Source organism: Flavobacterium sp. N502536 (assembly GCF_025947345.1).
GTDB lineage: Bacteria > Bacteroidota > Bacteroidia > Flavobacteriales > Flavobacteriaceae > Flavobacterium.
In genome coordinates this window covers 2,245,142-2,266,571 of sequence record NZ_CP110011.1, presented here as the reverse complement: position 1 = coordinate 2,266,571, position 21,430 = coordinate 2,245,142, and the positions used below count along the sequence as shown (strand labels likewise).

The following is a 21,430-nucleotide window of genomic DNA, read 5'->3' as shown; positions in this document are numbered from 1 at the left end:
AATGAGAATAGTAATAGAACGAAAATTTAAATTCTACTAAATTAGTATAGTTTAAATGAAGCCCAATAAAAAACGGCCTTTAACTGTTTTTTTTCAGTTAAAGGCCGTCATCTTAATAAAGTTTTCAAAATATCATTGCAAACCAAGAACGCATTATTTTCCGTTCTGTATAGCTGATGATTCTCTTTTTTTATCATTTTATGGACCACATTCAAGTCCAAAAACCATTGTGAGTCCGGTCTGTTTGAATCTTCTTCTCCAAAATATAATTTTATACTGCAATTTGGGGCTTCAGTTTCGTATCTCAATCTTGTTGAAGAAACAGCAAATAGACGAACAATGTTCAATCCTTGTAAAGAAGCTTTCCAGGCGATTGTTCCTCCAATACTAAATCCTAAAACCGTTACTTTATCATTTTCTAATTTCAATAAAGTCTCAACTACCCTATCCATTCCTCCGCTAAGAAGCTGACCATGAACATCGCTTTCGACAAGGTTATCAGCATTAATGCCGGCTAATTCAAGCACATCATAATACTGAATCTCAAATTCAGATTTTAATAAATCAGCATAGATTTTTACCCAGTCCGAGGCTTTACCTCCAAATAAATCTGATAAAATGATTAGTCTTGGTTTAGTCATATATAAAAGATATGATTTTAGATATCAGTTTTCAGAAATCTAATATCTAAAATCATCAATCTAAAATTTAACTTAGCGCCTGTTTTAAATCGGCAATTACATCTTCTACCGTTTCCAAACCTACAGAAACACGTACTAATCCCTGAGTTATTCCAACCGCCAGCTGATCTTCTTCAGACAATTTACTATGCGTGGTTGAAGCAGGATGCGTCACAATCGATCTCGTATCGCCAATATTTGCCGACAGGGAGCACAATTTTATTTTATCTAAAAATTTTCTTCCGGCTTCAATTCCGCCTTTAATTTCAAAGGCAATAATATTCCCCCCCAATTTCATTTGCTTTTTGGCAATTTCGTATTGAGGATGTGATTTCAGGAATGGGTATTTGATGCTTTGTACATTTGGGTGCGCTTCTAAAAACTCCGCTACTTTTAAAGCGTTTTCACAGTGTTTTTCAACACGAATTGCCAAAGTTTCTAAGCTTTTTGACAAAACCCACGCATTAAACGGAGACAAAGCAGGACCTGTGTTTCTGGAGAACAGGTAAATTTGTCTGATCAAATCTTCACTTCCAACCGTAACTCCTCCTAAAACTCTACCCTGACCATCAATCAGTTTAGTTGCTGAATGTACGACCAAATGCGCTCCAAATTTTATAGGCTGCTGCAGATAAGGCGTCGCAAAACAGTTGTCAATAATTAAAATCAGATTGTGTTTTTTAGCAAGATCTCCCAGCAACTGCAAATCGATCACGTCAACACCCGGATTTGTAGGCGACTCTGCGTATAAAATTTTTGTATTCGGTTTAATGAATCCTTCGATTGTTTCCGGCTTCGTTATATCAAAATAAGAGGTTTCGATGTTCCATTTTGGAAAATAAGTCATAAATAGAGCGTGTGTCGAACCAAAAACACTGCTCGCCGACACGATATGATCACCTGAATTTAATAAGGCTGCAAAAGTAGAATATACGGCTGCCATTCCGGTTGCAAAAGCATAACCCGCTTCTGCTCCTTCCATTTTACAAATTTTATCAACAAATTCTGTTGTATTCGGATTGCTGAAACGGCTGTAAATATTTCTTTCTTTTTCTTCTGTGAAAGAAGCTCTCATGTCTTCGGCATCCTCAAATACAAAACTTGACGATAAGTATAATGGCACCGAATGCTCTAAATACTGGCTTCTTTCTAATTGTGTTCTGATGGCTTGGGTTTCAAAACCAAATTCTTCTGTGTTCATTTTTTTGTTTTTGTTTAACACGAATTCCACTAATTAGCACAAATTCGCTTTTTTATAAAATTTCACAAAGATTCACAAAGCAAAACGCAGTGCATCAACTAAAGTTTAATGTGAATTTTCATTGTGTGATTAAAAATCAAAGAATTATCTAATTATCTAATTGACTAATTATCAAATTACTTTAATTCTTCGTTGTTCAGTACCACTTTATATTTTACTGTAGCGGTAGGCTCAATTGTTTTAGAAACCGAGCAATATTTCTCAAAAGAAAGCTGGGCAGCCCGCTGTGCTTTTTCAGGGTTAACATCTCCTTCTAAATAAAAAACCACATTGATTTCTTTAAAAGGTTTGGCTTCACCAACCTGTACACGCTCTCCCTCTACCTCAGCATTAAAAGAAGTGATTTCCTGACGTTGCTTTTTTAAGATCGAAATCATATCAATAGCACTGCATCCCGCAACTCCCATTAATACTAATTCCATTGGACTTGCTCCTAAATCGCTTCCGCCAAATTCGGCTCTGCTGTCAACATCCACTACATGACCACGTTCATTTTTAAGTTTAAAATGAAACGCGTCGTTTACTCTGTTCAAAGTTACTTTCATTGTGTTGTTATTTTTTTTATTTTTTATTCTTTGCAATCTTTGTCATTTCGACGTAAGGAGACTCGAGCGATAGCGAACAGACGAAGTAAATCACATTAAATTGTCGACAAAGATTAGAATTCTTCGTTGCGGAATTCCTTGTGTGATTTCTCCCTTCGGTCGAAATGACAAAGTGGGCTTACAAATCAGAAATCTAAACTCTAAAATCTGCAATCTAAATTCTAAAATCCTTACCCTTTATCTGATAATCTCAAAATGTCACCAAATACTCCTCTCGCCGTTACAGCAGAGCCTGCACCAGCTCCCTGAATTACGATTGGACGGTCTCCGTAAGATTCTGTATAAATTTCGAAGAAAGAATCAGATCCTTTTAATCCGCCCAAGGCAGTATCAGAAGGCACTGAAACTAATTTTACTTCCAAAATTCCTTTATCGTTTTGCAAATCTCCTGACAATTCACCAATGTATCTTAATACGTGATTTGGCTTTTGATCGGCTTTTATTTTTTCATAAATCGGGTCGAACTCTTTCAATTTCGTTAAGAAGTCTCCAACGTTTCCTTCACGCAAATGCTCCGGAATTAAGTTCTGAATGGAAATTTCTTCAAACTCATTCTGCAAGTCCAGTTCTCTCGCTAAAATCAATAATTTTCTTCCTACATCATTTCCGCATAAATCCTCACGAGGGTCCGGTTCTGTATATCCGTTATCAATGGCCTCCTGCAAAATTTCACTAAACGGAACGTCTTTTGCAGAAAAATTATTGAATAAATAACTCAATGTTCCGGAGAATACTCCTTTTATTTTTGTGATATTTTCTCCCGAAAGATGCAATAATTTAATGGTATCAATCAATGGCAATCCCGCACCAACATTGGTTTCGTATAAATAATTCTTCTGATTTTCGGCTAAAGCTTTTCTCAATTCTTTATAAAATCCATAACTCAGGGTATTGGCCACTTTATTAGAAGAGATCAGATCGAAACTGCTCTCAACCAACGGAATATAATTCTCAACAAAAGAAGCGCTCGCTGTATTATCGATAGCGATTAAGTTTTCTAGATGATGTTGGTTGGCATAAGCAATAATATCCTGAATGGTATACGCAAGTCCTTCTTTATCAATAGCTGTTTTCCAGTTTGAACTTACTCCGTTTTTGTTTAAAAGTACCTTTTTTGAATTGGCAATTGCAAAAACATTCAGTCTCACGTCTTTTCGTTTTTCGATAGCGGCAGTCGATTCTAAAATCTGATTGATTAGAGTTCCTCCCACTAGTCCGTGACCGATAATGGCAATGTTGATTTTTTTGGAAACTCCGAAAATCTCACCGTGAATTACATTTAAAGCTTTATGCAGTTCTGTTTTTTTAACCACCAAACTCACGTTTTTACCCGTAACGGTGTTGTTAAATAAAATCGGAACAATTTTATTTTTGATTAATGCTGTGTAGGGTTTATGGAAAGTACTCAAATCCTGTCCGATAATCGAAATTACTGAAACATTATCGGTTACTGTAATCTGATTTACATCTTTGGAATAAAAATCATTTTCGAATTCTTTTTCCAGTTCGACCATGGCCAGAGTAGCTTTCTCAGTTGCTACAACAAGACCAATGCCTCGCTCTGAAGAACCTTGTGAAATGATACTCACACTGATGTTATGATCGCCCATTACTTTAAAAATTCGGGCATCTACACCCGATTTCCCCAATAATCCGCGACCTTCAAGATTAACCAAAGAAACGTTCTCTAAAACAGAAAGTGTTTTAATTCCTTCTTTAGCAGAATCAGAGGTAATCAAAGTTCCGCGATTTTCATGATTAAAGGTATTTAAAATACGAAGCGGAATGTTTTTTTCCAACAATGGAATGATGGTTTTAGCATGTAAAATGGTAGCTCCAAAATTGGCTAATTCGTTGGCTTCATTAAACGACAGGTATTCGATCTTTTTAGCATCGGCAACCAAATCAGGATTTGCTGTGTAAATTCCGTCAACATGCGTAAAGTTTTGCAACTCTTCGGCATTTAGATAATTCGCAATTAGCGATGCGGTATAGTTACTGCCGTTTCTTCCTAAAGTGGTCGTATCGTTGTTATTGTTAGACCCGATAAAACCGGTTACGATGTTAACTGTTGTGCCGTTGTGTTCTTTGAAATAATTGATGACATTTTTCTTAGAAAGCTGCTCCAAAGGCTGTGCATCTCCAAATTTAGAATCGGTTTTCAACAATTCTCTTGAATCGACAAAGTTAGCAGGAACCCCTTTTCCAATTAAAATAGCTGTCAGTAATTTAGCCGAAAGCAGCTCGCCTTTTGATAAAATCTGATCTTTGATTTTATTGCTGTAATCTCCTATCAGACTTACTCCTTCGAAAAGTTTCTCCAGTACATTAAATTCTTCGGACAAATCTACCTCAGGGTAATCTGAAACCTGGTACGTTTTAAAATTCTCAAATAAGGGTTTATAGTTGCCGTTTTTAGCCGCAATTTTTAAAATGTATTCCAGCTCATCTGTAGCATCTCCGCGAGCCGAAACTACTACTGCAATTTTTTCGTTTTGCTGTACTTTATCTGTAATAATTGAAACTACTTTATTAAGTCCTTCTCCGTTTGATAACGATTTACCGCCAAATTTTAATATTTTCATTTTATTTTTCTATTGTTTCTGCCTTAAAAATATCGGCAAGTAAATGATCTAATTGTTTGTACTCGATTAAAAAAGCATCATGTCCGTGAACAGAATCTATTTCGCTGTAAAAAACATTGTCTTTGAACTTTTTTAATTCCTGATAAGTCTCCCGATTTTCTTTGGGTATAAAAAACAAATCCGAATTGATTCCGACAATGTGAATCGCGGCGTCTGTTTTGGATAACAAAGTCTCGAAATCTTCTCTGTTTCTGGTGATGTCTATGGTTTTTAGCAATTGGTTCATGAGTTTGTACGAAGCCAATTGGTATCTTTTTTGTAGTTTTTCGCCGTGATGTGCCAGCCAGCTTTCAATATTAAAAACCGGGCGATTGGCATTAATGGTACGTTGAAATTTCTCTTTGAATGATTCAGGGGACCTGTAACACAACATTGCATGAATTCTGGCATCCTCAATAGGTTTTGAAGAATTATTCAAAATTTGTTCTTGTAAATAGCAATTGGCGATCATCCAGTCGGTCGACTTCCAATCTGTTGCAATGGGAATTAGGTTTTGAGTAATGTTAGGTTCTAATGCAAGTATTTCCCAGGCGATGCCTCCGCCAACCGAACCTCCAATGATGGTGTGCAATTGGTGAATATTTAAAAGTTCTAAACCTTTAATAAAAATGCGGGCAATATCTCTGGTGGTGAAATCCTGATAGTTTTCGATGATAAACGAATCATTTCCGTTTCCGGGTACATTAAAAGCCAGTACGGTAAATTTATGGGTATCGATGGTTTTGTCTTCACCAATGAGGTCATTCCACCAGCCATTTGCACCGGTGACCTCAGCATTTCCTGTTAAAGCATGATTGACCAAAACTATAGGCGCGCTAAATAATGGTAAACCGGAAAGTGTAAAACTTAAGGGTAATGATGGATAGGACACACCACTTTCGGTGATGAATTCCTGAATTATAATGGGACTTGGTATATTTTCCAATTTCAAATCTTTTTATTTTTGATTTGTATGTGGAAATATTAGAAAGAAAGTCTAGAGTGAAACCAGAAAATTTCTTGTTGTTATCTTTCCACGTTTGGGCGTGGTAGAATGCAGCACCTTCTTCGAATTAACGAAGGGTTGCTAAGGATTCATCGGGTCTAATCCCTCGTCCTTTCTTTATAACATTTCAATACGTTTTTGAACTTAAAGGTGCAAATTAACTACTAATTTCTCAAACAAACAAATTTTATCGAAACTGATTCCTCAATTTCTTAAACATAATTCAAACAAAAACTAGTGTACGCAAAAAATTACCGAACAATTTGCCCAGTAAAATTAAGCAGGTTTCCCCCTATTTTATGATGCTTCCCGATTTAGATAAAAAGCGTTTCATTCTCTTTTGAATACATCAAAAACAATAATGAGTCCGGATTTTTTTTCTCCACTTTTTTATCTGTCTCAGTCATTCCGAATCTCGGATGTACCAATTCATTTGTTGGTGGTGGCGGATTGTTTCTTCTAGCTCTAATGTTTTTCAATGTTGAAAAAGTCTTTGTTAAGTAGTTTAGTGTGCTCATGATATTTAAGTTTATGTTAGTTTGCGTATTATTATCTTTATTTTATGTTTATCTCTTTGTTATCGTAACCAAATGGAATAAAAAAACCCTTTTGGGTTTGAATACCAAAAGGGTTTAAGTTTTTATAACTTATATATACTTTTAGTATCAACAGACGCGTACACAAATACGTGCGACGTTAAACATCTTATTCATCTGTAGGGACTTATTCATCTGGGACGTGATTGCTATTTTAAAAAATTCTTGCATTTTTTCTATTTTAATAAACTTCCTTAAACTCTCAAAATATTTTTAATTTACTCTCTTTTTTAGATCAGCCAAAAACAAAATCTATTCCATTTTTGTTTCAATCGGCATCACTTTTACTCAGTATACTAAATTTATTCTTTCTTTAGTTTTGAAGTCTTACAAATTTGCGAATATTTTCTCAATTATACAAGTGGGGATCAACAATTTAATCCCAAAAAACGTTAAAAAACGGCTTTTTTCCGTTAAAAAACATCTTACAAAATTAACATTGTCAAATTTAAAAGATAAATCTTACAAAAAATAACACAAAAAACTTTCCTGTTTCATTATATCAAAGAACAACTTACTATTATTTTGGAACCACTTACAGCCAGACTGCTTCTTTGTTTTTGATTTTTTCAGCTACTTTCAAAATGTCTGTAATTACTCCTCTCGAAATGGCTTGTTTACATGCCGAAGCACTTTGAATTACGATTGGAACAGCTGCGTACGATTGCGTATAAATTTCAAAAATGGTGTCTGATCCTTTCAGTTGACCTATTGCTGACGAAACGGGCTCTGAAACCAGTTTCACTTCTAAGGTGTTTTTTACCACATCAAATTCACCTACATAACGCAGAACATTATTATCAGCCTGGCTAATTTTAGCAATTTTAAACGATCTGTCGACCGCTTCTTTATTCAGAATACCATTTTGCTCCAGATGTTCTTCTTGTATAAGCGAATTGATTTTTATATCCGAGAGCTCAAAATCTTTTCCGATTTCCCTCGTGAGAATCAGTAATTTTCTGGCGGTGTCATTTCCGGACAGGTCTTCTTTAAACGTTGAACGCATCAATCCAAGCAAACTTGCATCTTTCAACAAAGAAGAGAAAGAGGTGTCTTCGTTGGCAAACCGATTGAATACATAACTCAGGTTATCTGAAAAAACACCCCGGATCTTGGTGATTTTTTCACCCGAATAATACAAATCTCTTAAGGTTTGTAAAACCGGGAAACCGGTATCCACTGATGTTTCATACAAAAACTCTTTGTCGTACTTTTTAAGGTTTGCTCTGATCTCTTTATACAAATCAATCGGCAATGTATTGGCTTTTTTATTTACCGCTACTATATTAAATCCGTTTTCGATCAAGGTATTGTAATGATGTATTAATTCATCACTAGCAGTAGCATCTACGGCAATTAAGTTCTCAAATTCATTTTCTTTAGCAAATTCAATAATATCCTGCACTTTAAAAGGCACTGCCAGTTCCAGAAAATTGGTTTCCCAGGCATATCCTACGCCTTCTTTCTCGAAAAAAGCTACTGTTGAATTTGTGATAATCGGAAAATGAAAATCGATGTTTTTACTTTCGAGAAAAAACTCCTGACTTTCGATAATTTGATTGATCAAAGTACTTCCGATATTTCCAATTCCAAAAAGGATGATATTTATTTTAAGCTTTGACATAATTTTTAATTTTTAATTTTTCAAATCCTATAAGTGATACATGTAACTGTAAAGCCTTGCGTTACGCTCCGGTTTTCCTCAAGTTGATCTGTATTACTTAATAGGATTTAAAAATTTTTATACTGATTTACTTTTTATAAAAAATCACCTCTAGCAGAACTCACGCTGCTAAAGGCAATTTTTCAAACAAAAAACAAAAAAACCTAGTTTTTATTAATGCTGTATTGTGACTGGGTCACGCTTGCAAAAACAGTTTGCAGATCAGCTATTAAATCCTCGATATCTTCCAGTCCGACAGAAAGTCGCACCAGATCTTTTGAAACTCCCGTTTCTAATTGTTCCGCATCCGACAATTGCTGGTGCGTTGTACTTGCGGGATGAATGATTAATGATTTTGTATCACCAATGTTGGCCAAAAGCGAGAAGAGTTTTGTTTCGTCTACTACTTTTTTGGCTGCTTCGAAACCGCCTTTTAATCCAAAAGTAACTACCCCACTTTGTCCTTTTGGTAAGTACTGTCGTGACAAGTCGTAATACTTATTGGTTTTTAATCCCGGATAATTTACCCAGGCTACTTCTTCCTGTTCTTCTAACCACGAAGCCAATGCCAGCGCATTTTCACTGTGTTTCTGAATTCGGATTGGTAAGGTTTCTAAGCCCTGTATGATTTGAAAAGCATTAAACGGACTCAGAGCCGCGCCAAAATCACGTAAACCTTCGATTCTGGCTTTTGCTATGAAAGCTGCATTTCCTAAAGCTTCGTGATACACCAAGCCATGGTATCCTGGGGAAGGTTCTGTAAATTCAGGAAATTTACCGTTGGCCCAGTCAAAAGTTCCGGCATCGATAATGGCGCCTCCTAATGAAGTTCCGTTTCCTGAAATATATTTGGTTAGGGAGTGAATGACAATATTAGCTCCGTATTCGATTGGGTTTAACAAATAAGGTGTTGCCACTGTATTGTCAACAATAAAAGGAACTTTAAAGTTTTTAGCTTCTGCTGAAATCCCTTTCAGGTCTAGTACATCTAATTTTGGATTTCCTAAAGATTCTACAAAAAAAGCACGTGTATTTTCTTTGGCTGCTTTGGTAAAGTTCTCAGGTTTTGAAGGGTCTACAAAGGTGGTTGTAATCCCTAAACGAGGTAAAGTTACGCTCAGTAAATTATAAGTCCCTCCATATAAACTGTTCGAAGCCACAATGTGATCTCCTGCTTTTAGCAAAGTCAGTAAAGCAGTCGAAATTGCCGAGGCTCCTGAGGCTGTAACTACTGCCCCAATTCCGCCTTCAAGCGCTGCAAGACGTTGTTCTAAAACATCGTTTGTCGGATTGTTCAATCGGGTGTAAATGAATCCGGCTTCAGCAAGACCAAACAAATTGGCTGCGTGATCTGAATTGTTAAAAACATACGAGGAGGTCTGGTAAATTGGAACTGCTCTGGTTCCTGCATTTTTAGTAACATCGTGTCCTGCGTGTAGTGCGTTTGTGGCAAATTTTTGTGTGCTCATGATTTCTTAGTTTTAGATATTGTGAATAGCTTTTGGTTTATTATTGATTTCTTAAGTCGTTTTTTATCTCATATAAAAAGATCTTCTTCTTCGTGTAAATACATTTGAAAGAGCAGGGAGTTTGACTCACTCGAATACAACTCTCCTTTTATTTTAACTGCATTTGCTTTTTTGTTTTTAAGTATCCCTGCAAATCGTTTAAAATCTGTTTTCAATCGGTATACAATCTCTCTTAATATAATATGTAGTGTTTTCATGATCTTCGTTTTAGTTTCAGCATTAAAAAAAGCCCTTTCGGATGGCGACCAAAAGGGCTTATAGTTCTAACTATAACAAAGATTCACTCTTTCACTTTTGGCAATAGCAATTTGGGATGCACATTTGCATCATCTCACAACACATCATCATACTATTTGCTATTGTTTTCATTTTTATTTGATTTAAAATTAATGCTTTTTTTAATTCGACTAATTCTATAGAGTAAATGTAATAAGTATTTTCTGAACTACCAAATTAAATAGTGATATTTAATGTAAAATTTTTATTACCCATTGTGAATGCTGGTCTTACGCTAGAAAAATAATCACAGATTAAACAAATTAACACAGGTTTTTATTTCCCTGTTCAGCTTAATACCGAAGCTACGCACTATAAAATCATTCGTATCTCTTTAAAAAATTAGCCACAAATCAAAGAATAAAACAAATCTGTTTAATCTGTACAATCTGTGGCCAATCTTAATTCTTATATTTTAGAATTTAAAACTTAAACGTGCAAAACCAAATCTTCCGTTCAATCCAAATTGGGATACTGCTCTGGAATAAGCAAACTGATTGGCATTGCTTAAATCTGTACTTGGCGCTGGCGATAAGGTTGGTGTTGTATTAGTAAAAGCCGGTGTTGCAGGATTATTTCGGTCCGGATACACATCACCTATATTATTAAAACCAACTGTGAATCTGAATTTCTCGTTAATCTGATATCCAAAAGACAAATCGGTCACCAGTTTTGCGCTGTATTCCGGATGTTCGTAAACAGAAGATGATCCGTCTAAATTTACATCTGTTGCTCCCGGATCTGTAACGGCTCCGAAATAACTGTTTCTTAAATAAATGTCCAGTTTTTTAATGCTGAAGGTCGTCATTAAATTGGCTTTTAGTTTCGGAATAGCTTCTTCTAAATAAATTCGGCTTGACTCCGGAAAGAACGAATATTTAAAAGGCTCTCCACCTGCATTAATGATCGATTGCGGAACATTTAACTCTCCTACTCTTTTGGTGGTATTGTAGCTCAATGCAAAATCGTTTCTGATGGTGAAATCGGGAATAACATTGTATTTATGTGAAATTACAACATCAATACCTTTAGTCTCCGAGTTGATTCCATTGGTCCAGAAGGAAGCTCTTTCAACTCCTTTTAAGTCAAATGCTTGTTGAAATAAGGTCAAAGCATCTTTTTGTTCCGGCGATGTTGCTCCACTTATCTGCGCATCTGTTGGTCTGGCATACTGTCCTGTAAGCACCACTCTGTCGTCGATTCTGGTAAAATAAGCATCTGTTGCAATGGTAATGTTTGCTTCAGGAATTTTAAATGTAAATCCTGTACTGATGCTTTTTGATTTCTCCGCTTTTAAGTTTTCAACTCCAATACTTTTGGCCGCTTGCGAATCGTTTGTGAAATAACCCACCTGATAAGGCGAACCGTTTATGAACTGAGTTGAACTGCTTTCAAAATACTTTTGCTGTAAAGAAGGAGCTCTAAAACCTGTTTGTCCTGAAACTCTCCAGTTGATATTGTCAGTCAATTTTAAAAGAGAGGCCAGTTTAAAGGTAACCGTACTTCCAAAATCAGAATAGTTCTCGTAACGCGCTGCTCCGTTTATAAGCCAGTTTTCGGTTGCATTTAGCTCTAAATCAACATAAGCTGCACCACTTTTTCTATCTTTAACTTTAGCATCTGAAGGCTGAAATCCTGAAAATCCTTGTGCTCCTGCTCCTCGTTTGTTTCCAAAAAAGTCGGTTACTATTAAAGGTGAATTGCTTGGTAAAATTCCGGGAACCAAATTTCCGTTGGTGTCATACAATCCATAAGAAGCTTCTTCTCCTTGTTGAATCTTATAATTTTCATATCTGAATTCTCCACCAAAGGCAACGTTCAGTCCATTTAAAACATCGTACTTTTTACTTAAATCCAAGTTGGTTGTACTTTGCAAAAACGAAACTTTACCGGCATAAAAATTGGAAGCCGAATTGGTTCCCAAAGTAGCATTAATAGTATTGTTCACATCATATTTAAAAGAGTTTGTTCCAAGGTTTGTACTGATATCTGTATCAAAACCAAATAATTCTGTCGTAGCTCCAACCGCCGCAGAAGCGTCTAAAATCGAAGATTCTATTTCCGGTAAAAATCCGTTCTGGTACACCTGCGTGAAGGTTCCGGAACCGTTTGGAAGCCTGTTAAAAGCATACGATTTACCATTTCTATAGGAAAGCCCTCCAAAAGAGTACAATGATGTCGTTTCGGTCAATGGATATTTTGTATTGTAATACAATTGCCCCGATGCCAATTCAGACTGTCCCACACTCATGTTATAGTCGCTTCTTTCCTGACCTCTGTACGCCAATTCATTGTTCGTTGTATCAAAATTCAAAGCAGTTTGCATTTGCGCAATAGTCCCAGCCGACGCAATGGCACTTTGCTGTGCCGGTGTAAAATAACCAACTTTTGGCGCATACTGTTTCAACGAATTCAGAATTTGTGCCGAATTGGTCGTGTTGTTAATATTGCTAAAGAAGGAATTAATATGCACTCCATCCTGAGCCGCTCTGTTTTCGACAGCGTTATAAGCATTAAAAATTGCATTGCTTCTAATTCCCGCACGACTCGTTGCCTGTCTGGTCACAGCGCTACCGGTAACATTTAAATAACTACCTGCTTTACCCAGGGAAGTTCCGTAATTTAAATCAACTTGCAGATTTTGACCGTCGGCTCCTCCTTTAAAGTTATTTGATCCCGAAGATAAGTTCGTACCATACTGTATGTCTCCTGAAAGATAGTTGGCATTCTTTTTCAGCACTATATTAATAACTCCCGCAATAGCATCTGAACCGTACTGAGCCGCTGCACCATCGCGCAAAACTTCGATTCTCTCGATAGCAAAGGAAGGTATCGCATTTAAATCTGTTCCTACCGATCCTCTTCCCGGCGAACCGTTAATGTTTACTAATGCACTGGTGTGTCTTCGTTTTCCGTTTACCAGAATTAAAACCTGATCTGGCCCTAAACCTCTTAACTGTGCAGGGTCAACGTGATCTGTAGCATCAGCCGTAGAAGTTGCATTACTGGTAAAAGAAGGTGCAACATAATTTAAAATTTGGGTCACGCTGGTTTGCGGTGCTCCTTTAGTTATTTCGGAAATATTAAAAACATCAACCGGAACTGGTACATCTGTTTTTACTCTGTTTTTACTGCGTGATCCTACAATGGTCACCTCGGTCAGTTCATTATTCTTTAAACTGTCCTGCTCTTTTTTATTTTCCTGTGCATAAATACCCGAGAATGTCAAAAGACCTAAAGCTAATACTACATTTTTTTTCATTACTTTCTTCTGGTTTATATTGTTTTCTGACTTAAAAAGTGATTTACAATTTGGTTTCTTTTTGAAACAAAAAAACCCCTGCGAATGGCAGAGGTTCTATATGTATATTTTAAAAAAAAACTACAACAGCGTCTCTGCGGAAGGCTCCGGCATCATACATGACATATTGCAAATTGTTAATTTCATTTCTTGTTTTGTTTTGATGGGGCAAATTTGCGAACTATTTTTCAATCAGCCAAACAAAAACAGAAATAATTTCTATTACCCTATCAAAATAGTATGTTATGTTAAATTTCTGCTTATAAAATCAAAAAAATCAAAAGTTTAATTTGCAAATCAAAATGGTTTTATACCTTTGCACGCGAATACAGAGGAAAAATTTGAACTGATTGCAACCTCTTCATAATGAAACGGTTCGTTATGGGTACTGAAACATTGATTTCGGTAGTAAAAAATGCTAAAGCAGAAATTCTCCTTTAGCCCTTTTTAGCAATTATTTTTTCTCGCTTAATTTTAATTTAATAAATTATTATGGCTTATTTATTTACGTCAGAATCTGTTAGTGAAGGGCATCCAGACAAAGTTGCAGATCAAATTTCGGATGCATTAATTGATAACTTTTTGGCATTTGATGCTGACTCAAAAGTAGCTTGTGAAACTCTGGTTACTACAGGTCAGGTAATTTTAGCTGGTGAAGTAAAATCGAATACTTATCTTGATGTGCAGCAAATTGCTCGCGAAGTAATCCGTAAAATTGGATATACGAAAAGCGAATATATGTTTGAGGCTAATTCTTGTGGAATTCTTTCGGCAATTCATGAGCAATCAGCAGATATTAATCAAGGAGTTGACAGAGCTAAGCCGGAAGAGCAAGGTGCTGGAGACCAGGGAATGATGTTTGGTTACGCTACAAACGAAACCGAAAACTTCATGCCATTGGCACTTGATTTGTCTCATAAATTATTACAGGAGTTAGCTATCCTGAGACGTGAAAATAAGGAAATCACTTATTTACGCCCTGATGCTAAATCACAGGTAACTTTAGAATATAGCGACGACAATAAACCAACTCGTATTGATGCGATTGTAATCTCAACTCAACACGATGATTTTGACGAAGAAGCTACAATGCTGGCTAAAATCAAAAAAGATATTATCGAAATTTTGATTCCAAGAATCATTGCTAAAAATCCAGCTCACGCGCATTTATTCAATGATAAAATCAACTACCATATCAATCCAACAGGGAAATTCGTTATTGGAGGACCTCACGGAGATACTGGTTTAACAGGAAGAAAAATCATTGTGGATACTTACGGTGGAAAAGGTGCTCACGGTGGTGGTGCATTCTCTGGAAAAGATCCAAGTAAAGTAGACAGAAGTGCTGCTTATGCAACACGTCATATCGCTAAAAACTTAGTAGCAGCAGGTGTTGCTGACGAGATTTTAGTACAGGTTTCGTACGCAATTGGAGTTGCTGAACCAATGGGTATCTTTATTGATACTTACGGAACTTCTAAAATAAACTTAACCAACGGTGAAATCGCTAAAAAAGTAGAGGCTATTTTTGATATGCGTCCTTACTTTATCGAGCAACGTTTGAAATTGAGAAACCCTATTTACAGCGAAACTGCAGCTTACGGACACATGGGACGTAAACCAGAAACGGTAACTAAAACTTTCTCTGCTCCGGGTGGAAACGAAAAAACAGTTACTGTTGAATTGTTTACCTGGGAAAAACTTGATTTCGTTGATCAGGTAAAAGCTGCTTTCGGATTATAAATCCTAGCTTATCAGACTAACTTAGATTTTTAGACAACTATTTATCTTAAGCATAAAAAAAACCGGTTTCTATTTTTAGAAATCGGTTTTTTTATTTTAACCTATATTATTCGACAAAAGCAACTTTATATTTTAACGCAGATGACGCGGATTTACTTCATAAAAACGCTGATAAAAACTGATTTACTATTTAAAAACTATTGAATTAGCTAAAAATACGAAAGGCTTTCTTAAATTTTAGAAAGCCTTTTTTGAGTTCTTTTCTAGTTAAAAAATCAAGAAAAAATCCGTTTTTATCCGCGTTTTCGCGATAGCGAATCTGCGTCATCCGTGTCTAAAACTCAACGCAAACCACTATTCCCTAACGCTCTAATTGTACGTTTGGCAAGGTCTTAGGACGACCTGCATCATTCGATAAAATCCAGCCTGTACGGTAGATCCATTCGGTCATTTTGTGCAATTTCACGAAGTCGATGTTTTCAGACTCGTCCATAGGAGTATGATACTGACTGTGTAAAACACTGGTGTAAAAAACAGATGGAATTCCTTTTCTGGCGTAAGGCAAATGATCAGAACGGAAATAAAAATACTCCGGATGTTCCGGTCTGTCCCAAAGTTTATCTAAGTCAAATTTAGGTCCTTCATCGTTTGCTTTTTTGGCAATAGCCACTAAATCGGAAGAGTTTTCATGGGGAGAACTTGACCCTAAAAGAGCCGCCTGATTGACGTTGTTTCTTCCAATCATATCTCCGTTTAATACCGCTACAATGTCTTTTTCAGGAACTGTTGGATGCGAGGCATACCATCTTGACCCTAACAAACCGCGCTCTTCTGAACCGTGGAAAACAAACAAGGAAGTTCTTTTTCCAGGTTGCTTTTTATAGGCTCTTGCAATGGCCAGCATGGCAACGCAGGTACTCGCATTATCATCAGCTCCATTGTAAATAGAATCCTGTCCGTACTTTTGTCTTACCCCGTCGTGATCCTGATGTCCGCTAAAAAGAACATATTCATTTTTTAATTTTGGATCAGTTCCTTCAATTTTACCCACAACATTCACCGAAGGGTATTTATAGGTTTCTGAAATTACTTCTGTCGACAAAAGATCTTTGGTACTTTTCAGATATTCCAATTGATCGTTGTGCACCCAGAAAACAGGCATAGTCGCACCAATTTTATCACGGAAACCTTCAATTCCATAGATTCCTCTTGTCATTTGCGGTTCCACCTGAGACCAGCTTTGTTCTGCCAGCTCATCAGCAACCATAATCAGGGCTGTTGCTCCTTTTTTGACTACAAGATCGTAGTATTTGTTTCGAACCAGACCCGGATAACGTCTGTCAAAAAGCGAAATATCGTCGGCAATACCTTCTTTGGAAGCCAGTAATACAACTGCTTTTCCTTTGATATCGGCTTTTTCAATTTCTCCTTTAGTGGCTGCGCCTAAATAAAGCAATGGCGCTTCTACTTTAATGTTCGTGGTTTCGGCTACTAAAACATCTTTCCACAATTTGTATTCTTTTTGTCCAATTTTAAATTTTGTATTGGGCGTCACCTGATGCCTGTACAAATCAAAAAACTGAAAATAAGTTCCGTCATCACCTGCCGGAGCCATTCCTGCTTCTTTGGCCTTATTGGCCAGCCACATGGATACTTTTAATTCGTCTAAAGTTCCTGCTTCACGACCGTTAAAGTGATCACCGGCCATTTGGTACATATCGGTTTTTAGGTCTTTATCTGTAATTGCTGAAACTAAAGGTTTTTTAATCGCCTGCGAAAAAACTACTCCTCCGTAAGCAATCAAAACGAGGATCATTTTATTTTTCATACGTTTTAAATTTAGTATTCCAAACTTAGTGATTTATAGAGAATAAAAAGCGGCTCAGCCTCTTAAACATTACTGAAATGCAAAATCGGTAAAATGCCCTCCTCATTTTTTCAGCATTGCGATTTTTATTTGTTTATCTCTTACAATTTACTTTCCTTAGTACAAAATAACTGATAAAAAAATGAGTAAACTCCCATCGTTACAAAACGTTCTGAACGCAACGCTGAAAACAATTCTTCGATTTCCTTTAGAAATATTAACCGCCATTTTAGGAACTGTCTTTGCCATAATTCTTAGCGAAGGAAATTACAACAATCCCAACAAAGAACTCTATGAAAAAGTTTTAATGAGCTGCTCTTTAGGTCTGGTTTTGTTTCTTTCTATTAGCCTGTTTTTTCTGGCTGCTAAAAAAAATAATTTCCTGCGTTTTGCCCTTAGTATTGCTCTTGGAAGCCTTGTTTTTCTATTTGTCAATACTTTTCACAAGTACACCACAGATGTCGAAATACAGCAGTTTATGGTTCTGAATATTGTGTTTCATTTGTTGGTTTCGTTCGCCGGTTTCCTACCAAGAGCTTACAATCAGGATGAGTTTTGGGAATTCAACAAACAGCTTTTTCTTAGAATTCTAACCGCCGGTTTGTATAGCGTAGTACTTTATTCGGGTTTGGCATTGGCGATTTTAGCGGTTGACAAGCTCTTCAATATTGATTTTTACGATCGTATTTATATGCATGTCTTTTTTGTGATCGCCGGTATTTTCAATACCACGTTCTTTTTAAGCGGAGTTCCGGAAACCAACAACAGCGCGGCTCCTCTGGTTTTGAATTACCCTAAAGGACTAAAAAACTTCACTCAATTTGTATTGTTGCCCCTGATTAGTCTTTATCTGGTGATTTTAATTTGTTATGAAGCAAAAATTCTGCTCACCTTTTCCTTGCCTGTGGGCTGGGTTTCCTATCTTGTTTTGGTATTTGCTATTTTCGGGATCTTATCTTTTTTATTGGTTCATCCCATTGCAACCGAAACAGCTAATCTCTGGATGCGAACTTTTAACCGATGGTTTTATTTTTTATTAATTCCGTTATTAATATTGCTTTTTTGGGCCATTTTGTACCGAATCAATCTGTATGGTTTTACACATGAACGCTATTATGTACTGTTAATGTCGGTATGGTTATCCGTTGTTGTGGGGTATTTCCTCATTCAAAAGCATCCTAAAATAAAGTTCATTCCGATAAGTTTATGCCTCGCAGGCTTGTTTTCTATAGCCGGACCACAAAGCGCCAATTCGATTTCGAAATACAGTCAGCTGGCCCGCTTTGAAAGTTATATGCAAAACAAGACCGCTAAAAAACTGAATTTCGAACAACAACAGGATCTAAGCAGTATTGTTTCTTTTTTAGAGCGCAATTATGGTGTTGAAATCATGGTTCCCTATGCCAAAACCAAGCTGGATGCCCTCCTTAAAAAAGAGAAAGACCCAAGCGATTATGAAATCATGGAAGCTTTAGGTTATGAATATCAGTCAGAATATGCCAGAGAAGAACAAATCAATGATTCGTTTTACTTTTATTACCAGCAAGACAAAGTGATCAATATTCATGAATATGACTTTTCTGTTGACCTCTCTAGTGACAACCCTTATGAATGTCATGATTGCGTAAAAATTGAGAATAAAAGCTATTCTCTTAAATCTACGGTAGAAGATTACGGATTAAACTTAGAGATTAACAAAGAAAACATTCCGTTAAAAATTGTTGATTTTATTAATGCAACTCCTGACTTCAAACGAAATCAGGTGTATGACAAAAAAATAACGCAGGAGGTGCAAACTTCAAAATACAAAATTCTGATTACGTACCTCAGCGCCAATGGCAAAATTAAAGACAACAAGAAAACCGTAAATCGCTATATGATAAACGTACTGGTACAAATTAAAAAATAAAAAAATACCCCCGACAGTTCCTGGAAACTGTCGGGGGTATTGCTTTTCGAAAGACTTCGATTTTAATAAGTTCCGTTTTGCATTTTTGTTAAGGTCTCTCTGATTTCGCTCGCTGTTTCTTCTGCGACATCACTATTTAAATATTTAGTGGCTAAAAGCTGAGTCTGTATTGCTTTTTCTTTTTGCCCGTCTTTATAGTACAACTGCGCCAAAGTATCCAAATAGTACGGATTGTTTTTAGTCACTGCCAAACTGTATTCAGACCAGCCAATTGCTGATTTCATAAAACCGGTATTTCCTGGCTTTGAAACCACTGTCCATGCCGCCGAATTACATAAGTTCGAATGGTATTCTTTAAATGAATTCCATCCGTTATAAGAATATTGAGAATTAGGATCAATCGATGCAAACATTTCGTCTAATTTTTCAATCGCACTTCCTTTATCTGTTGCTAAATTTGTCTTGAAATAGGTAGTGAATTCTTTCAAATAATTGGTATTGGAACCATCTGTATCTACTACCTCAGCTAAATAGGTAAAGTAATTTTGATAACACTCAAAGTTTCCTTTTCCTGCATTTATTAGCTTTTTATAGACCGCAATCGTTTTGTCATTCTTTTTTTCTGCCAATGCATCATTTTCATAAACATATTGATTTTGCTGCAATGCAAGCGCAATTTCAGTATTCAAACTGCCAATTAAATGTGTTTCTCCTTCTTTAACATTGAAAGTCAGACGCTCGGTATCAATAGCATCATAATGTTTGATTAAATAGTCTATCGAAAGAAAATCTGCATCATTTAAAACCCTATCCTCGCTAAAAAATTGCTTAGAGAATCCCTGATTTTTGATTTCTTTCAAAATAGTTTCTACCAGATACATGTTCGGTTTTGTATCTTTTTGATGGGTTTCAATTAGTTTTTTCCAGATTTGAGCCACTTCTTTTTTATCTAAAACAGTACTCACGAACTTAAATTCAGCAGGATTTTCATCAGCTGCGGATTCCACATCATAATCGTATGGTGTTTCCAGAACTGCCAATTTATTAAAAGCCTGAATAAAATCAGTATCATTTGACTTTTTATTTTTCACGGTTTTATTAAAGGCCAATAACCCTGAGGTTCTTTGCAGTTTTTTATAAAAATCATCATAATAGTTAAAGTGATATTGTTTTTCCTTTAAACTAGCTTTTGCAGAGGCTAAAACTTCACCGTTGGAATCCAAAACAACAATAACCGGTGTATCTGTAATTTTGTTTGTTTTCAGCCATTTTTTATCTTCGGCTGTAGTCAAATAATAGTTGTACAAATCATATTCCGGATGATAGGAATCATACATCGTATAGGCAAGCTGCGTTTCCTGATCTTTTACAGCCGCTTCAAAATCAGTTTTTGCTGAAGCATTTTTGCTGTCAATTACAACGACCTGAAATTTAGTTTTACTTTCTTTAGTTGCCGAAAGGGCGCTTTTAAGATTGTTCTCGACTTTAAGTTTAAAATCATATTTTTCAAGAACAAAAGAAGAATCAGCCGCTGTAGCAGCAGAATCGACTACGGCATACACTTCACTCTCTGCAATCTCTTTCCCCGGATAAGTCCAATTTACTATACTCTTAATTTCCAGCGGAACTACTTTTGACATTCTTTCAGGCAGGGCATCTTTTTCGTTAACAAAAACTAACGGATCCTTTCCGGGCCTCTCCGAAACCATAAGTTCATTGGTATTTTTATTAAAGAAACCGACAATATTCAAATCCGCAAAAAGATCGGGTTGGTAGTTGATAGTCACTTCTGAAACTTCTTTTGGCAAAGCAAATTTCGAAATTTTACTTTCTCCCTTGTAATCTTCGCAAACCAGATACAGGTAATCTGCACGGTCAATTTCAAATTCAGCGTCAGGGCTGGCACTGTCTGTATTTTCCTGGCTCCAAATATCTGATAATCGTTGGTACTTAACCTCATTCGATCCGTTTTGCGAACCAATAAAAAAGGAATAAAAGGAAGGATTAATAAATTTAATTTTAACTTTTTTGGCCTTTTTATCATTTTTAAAAGCAAGATCAAAACCACTTTCAAACTTGTCAATTGGAGTAAATAATACCGAATCTCCCTTTATCTTATAATCGCCGGAGTAAAAAACCAATTCGTATTTGTTATTCTCTAACAAATTCAGTTTGATGTTCTGACCTTTATTGGCGGAAAGATAAGTTCCTTTTTCAACCATTTTTGTTTGAGAAAAAGAAGTAAAAATGAAACAAAAAAACATTAAAAAACTCCATGTAAAATTGCGCATGTTCAAAATTTTGGTTGTTAATATCGCGCGCAAAGATACCGTATTCTAATTAAAATGAGTACTGAAAGTCCATACTTTG

The 21,430-nt window shown here is 36.1% G+C and carries 14 protein-coding genes and 1 riboswitch; of the genes, 2 read left to right on the top strand and 12 right to left on the bottom strand.

Annotation, left to right across the window (positions count from 1 at the left end):
* Positions 1-107: 107 nt before the first annotated feature.
* The 10 genes from OLM61_RS09990 to OLM61_RS09945 form a co-directional block, all read right to left on the bottom strand.
* Complete coding sequence (locus OLM61_RS09990) at positions 108-641, bottom strand: alpha/beta hydrolase (protein ID WP_264526197.1); 534 nt, start codon at positions 639-641, stop codon at positions 108-110.
* Positions 642-708: 67 nt separating this feature from the next.
* A complete protein-coding gene (locus OLM61_RS09985) occupies positions 709-1,881 on the bottom strand; it encodes a trans-sulfuration enzyme family protein (protein WP_264526196.1) in 1,173 nt (390 codons plus the stop codon).
* Between the two features lie 176 nt (positions 1,882-2,057).
* Positions 2,058-2,486 carry an OsmC family protein gene (locus OLM61_RS09980; RefSeq protein ID WP_173966530.1) on the bottom strand — a complete coding sequence of 143 codons (429 nt, stop codon included), beginning with the start codon at positions 2,484-2,486 and terminating at the stop codon, positions 2,058-2,060.
* Positions 2,487-2,716: 230 nt separating this feature from the next.
* The gene (gene thrA / locus OLM61_RS09975) at positions 2,717-5,131 is read right to left on the bottom strand and encodes a bifunctional aspartate kinase/homoserine dehydrogenase I (protein WP_264526195.1); all 2,415 of its coding nucleotides are present in this window, start codon (positions 5,129-5,131) and stop codon (positions 2,717-2,719) included.
* A gap of 1 nt (position 5,132) precedes the next feature.
* Positions 5,133-6,122, bottom strand: coding sequence for an alpha/beta fold hydrolase (locus OLM61_RS09970; protein ID WP_264526194.1), 990 nt, complete (start codon positions 6,120-6,122; stop codon positions 5,133-5,135).
* Between the two features lie 71 nt (positions 6,123-6,193).
* Positions 6,194-6,302: riboswitch (SAM riboswitch) on the bottom strand.
* A gap of 188 nt (positions 6,303-6,490) precedes the next feature.
* Complete coding sequence (locus OLM61_RS09965) at positions 6,491-6,694, bottom strand: hypothetical protein (protein ID WP_264526193.1); 204 nt, start codon at positions 6,692-6,694, stop codon at positions 6,491-6,493.
* A 613-nt stretch (positions 6,695-7,307) separates the two neighbouring features.
* On the bottom strand, positions 7,308-8,396 hold the full coding sequence (locus OLM61_RS09960) for an aspartate kinase (protein ID WP_264526192.1): 1,089 nt from the start codon (positions 8,394-8,396) through the stop codon (positions 7,308-7,310).
* Positions 8,397-8,599: 203 nt separating this feature from the next.
* Positions 8,600-9,904 carry an O-acetylhomoserine aminocarboxypropyltransferase/cysteine synthase family protein gene (locus OLM61_RS09955; RefSeq protein ID WP_264526191.1) on the bottom strand — a complete coding sequence of 435 codons (1,305 nt, stop codon included), beginning with the start codon at positions 9,902-9,904 and terminating at the stop codon, positions 8,600-8,602.
* A gap of 68 nt (positions 9,905-9,972) precedes the next feature.
* A complete protein-coding gene (locus OLM61_RS09950) occupies positions 9,973-10,161 on the bottom strand; it encodes a hypothetical protein (protein WP_264526190.1) in 189 nt (62 codons plus the stop codon).
* 494 nt (positions 10,162-10,655) lie between these two features.
* Positions 10,656-13,502, bottom strand: coding sequence for a TonB-dependent receptor plug domain-containing protein (locus tag OLM61_RS09945; RefSeq protein ID WP_264526189.1), 2,847 nt, complete (start codon positions 13,500-13,502; stop codon positions 10,656-10,658).
* A gap of 531 nt (positions 13,503-14,033) precedes the next feature.
* On the opposite strand from OLM61_RS09945, the gene metK reads away from it, so the two are divergent.
* A complete protein-coding gene (metK, locus tag OLM61_RS09940; protein WP_264526188.1) occupies positions 14,034-15,284 on the top strand; it encodes a methionine adenosyltransferase in 1,251 nt (416 codons plus the stop codon).
* A 361-nt stretch (positions 15,285-15,645) separates the two neighbouring features.
* Here metK and OLM61_RS09935 read toward each other — a convergent pair whose 3' ends face one another.
* Positions 15,646-17,112, bottom strand: coding sequence for a M28 family metallopeptidase (locus OLM61_RS09935; RefSeq protein WP_264526187.1), 1,467 nt, complete (start codon positions 17,110-17,112; stop codon positions 15,646-15,648).
* A gap of 181 nt (positions 17,113-17,293) precedes the next feature.
* Here OLM61_RS09935 and OLM61_RS09930 point away from each other — a divergent pair, with 181 nt between their 5' ends.
* Positions 17,294-19,060: a DUF4153 domain-containing protein gene (locus OLM61_RS09930; protein ID WP_264526186.1), complete on the top strand. Its 1,767-nt coding sequence runs from the start codon at positions 17,294-17,296 to the stop codon at positions 19,058-19,060.
* Positions 19,061-19,122: 62 nt separating this feature from the next.
* Here OLM61_RS09930 and OLM61_RS09925 read toward each other — a convergent pair whose 3' ends face one another.
* Complete coding sequence (locus OLM61_RS09925) at positions 19,123-21,282, bottom strand: hypothetical protein (RefSeq protein WP_264526185.1); 2,160 nt, start codon at positions 21,280-21,282, stop codon at positions 19,123-19,125.
* Between the last annotated feature and the right edge of the window lie 148 nt (positions 21,283-21,430).

Coding starts and splice junctions, on each gene's coding strand:
- OLM61_RS09990 (WP_264526197.1), bottom strand. CDS start 641: ATGACTAAACCAAGACTAATCATTTTATCAGATTTATTTGGAGGTAAA.
- OLM61_RS09985 (WP_264526196.1), bottom strand. CDS start 1,881: ATGAACACAGAAGAATTTGGTTTTGAAACCCAAGCCATCAGAACACAA.
- OLM61_RS09980 (WP_173966530.1), bottom strand. CDS start 2,486: ATGAAAGTAACTTTGAACAGAGTAAACGACGCGTTTCATTTTAAACTT.
- thrA (WP_264526195.1), bottom strand. CDS start 5,131: ATGAAAATATTAAAATTTGGCGGTAAATCGTTATCAAACGGAGAAGGA.
- OLM61_RS09965 (WP_264526193.1), bottom strand. CDS start 6,694: ATGAGCACACTAAACTACTTAACAAAGACTTTTTCAACATTGAAAAAC.
- OLM61_RS09960 (WP_264526192.1), bottom strand. CDS start 8,396: ATGTCAAAGCTTAAAATAAATATCATCCTTTTTGGAATTGGAAATATC.
- OLM61_RS09955 (WP_264526191.1), bottom strand. CDS start 9,904: ATGAGCACACAAAAATTTGCCACAAACGCACTACACGCAGGACACGAT.
- OLM61_RS09950 (WP_264526190.1), bottom strand. CDS start 10,161: ATGAAAACACTACATATTATATTAAGAGAGATTGTATACCGATTGAAA.
- OLM61_RS09945 (WP_264526189.1), bottom strand. CDS start 13,502: ATGAAAAAAAATGTAGTATTAGCTTTAGGTCTTTTGACATTCTCGGGT.
- metK (WP_264526188.1), top strand. CDS start 14,034: ATGGCTTATTTATTTACGTCAGAATCTGTTAGTGAAGGGCATCCAGAC.
- OLM61_RS09935 (WP_264526187.1), bottom strand. CDS start 17,112: ATGAAAAATAAAATGATCCTCGTTTTGATTGCTTACGGAGGAGTAGTT.
- OLM61_RS09930 (WP_264526186.1), top strand. CDS start 17,294: ATGAGTAAACTCCCATCGTTACAAAACGTTCTGAACGCAACGCTGAAA.
- OLM61_RS09925 (WP_264526185.1), bottom strand. CDS start 21,282: ATGGTTGAAAAAGGAACTTATCTTTCCGCCAATAAAGGTCAGAACATC.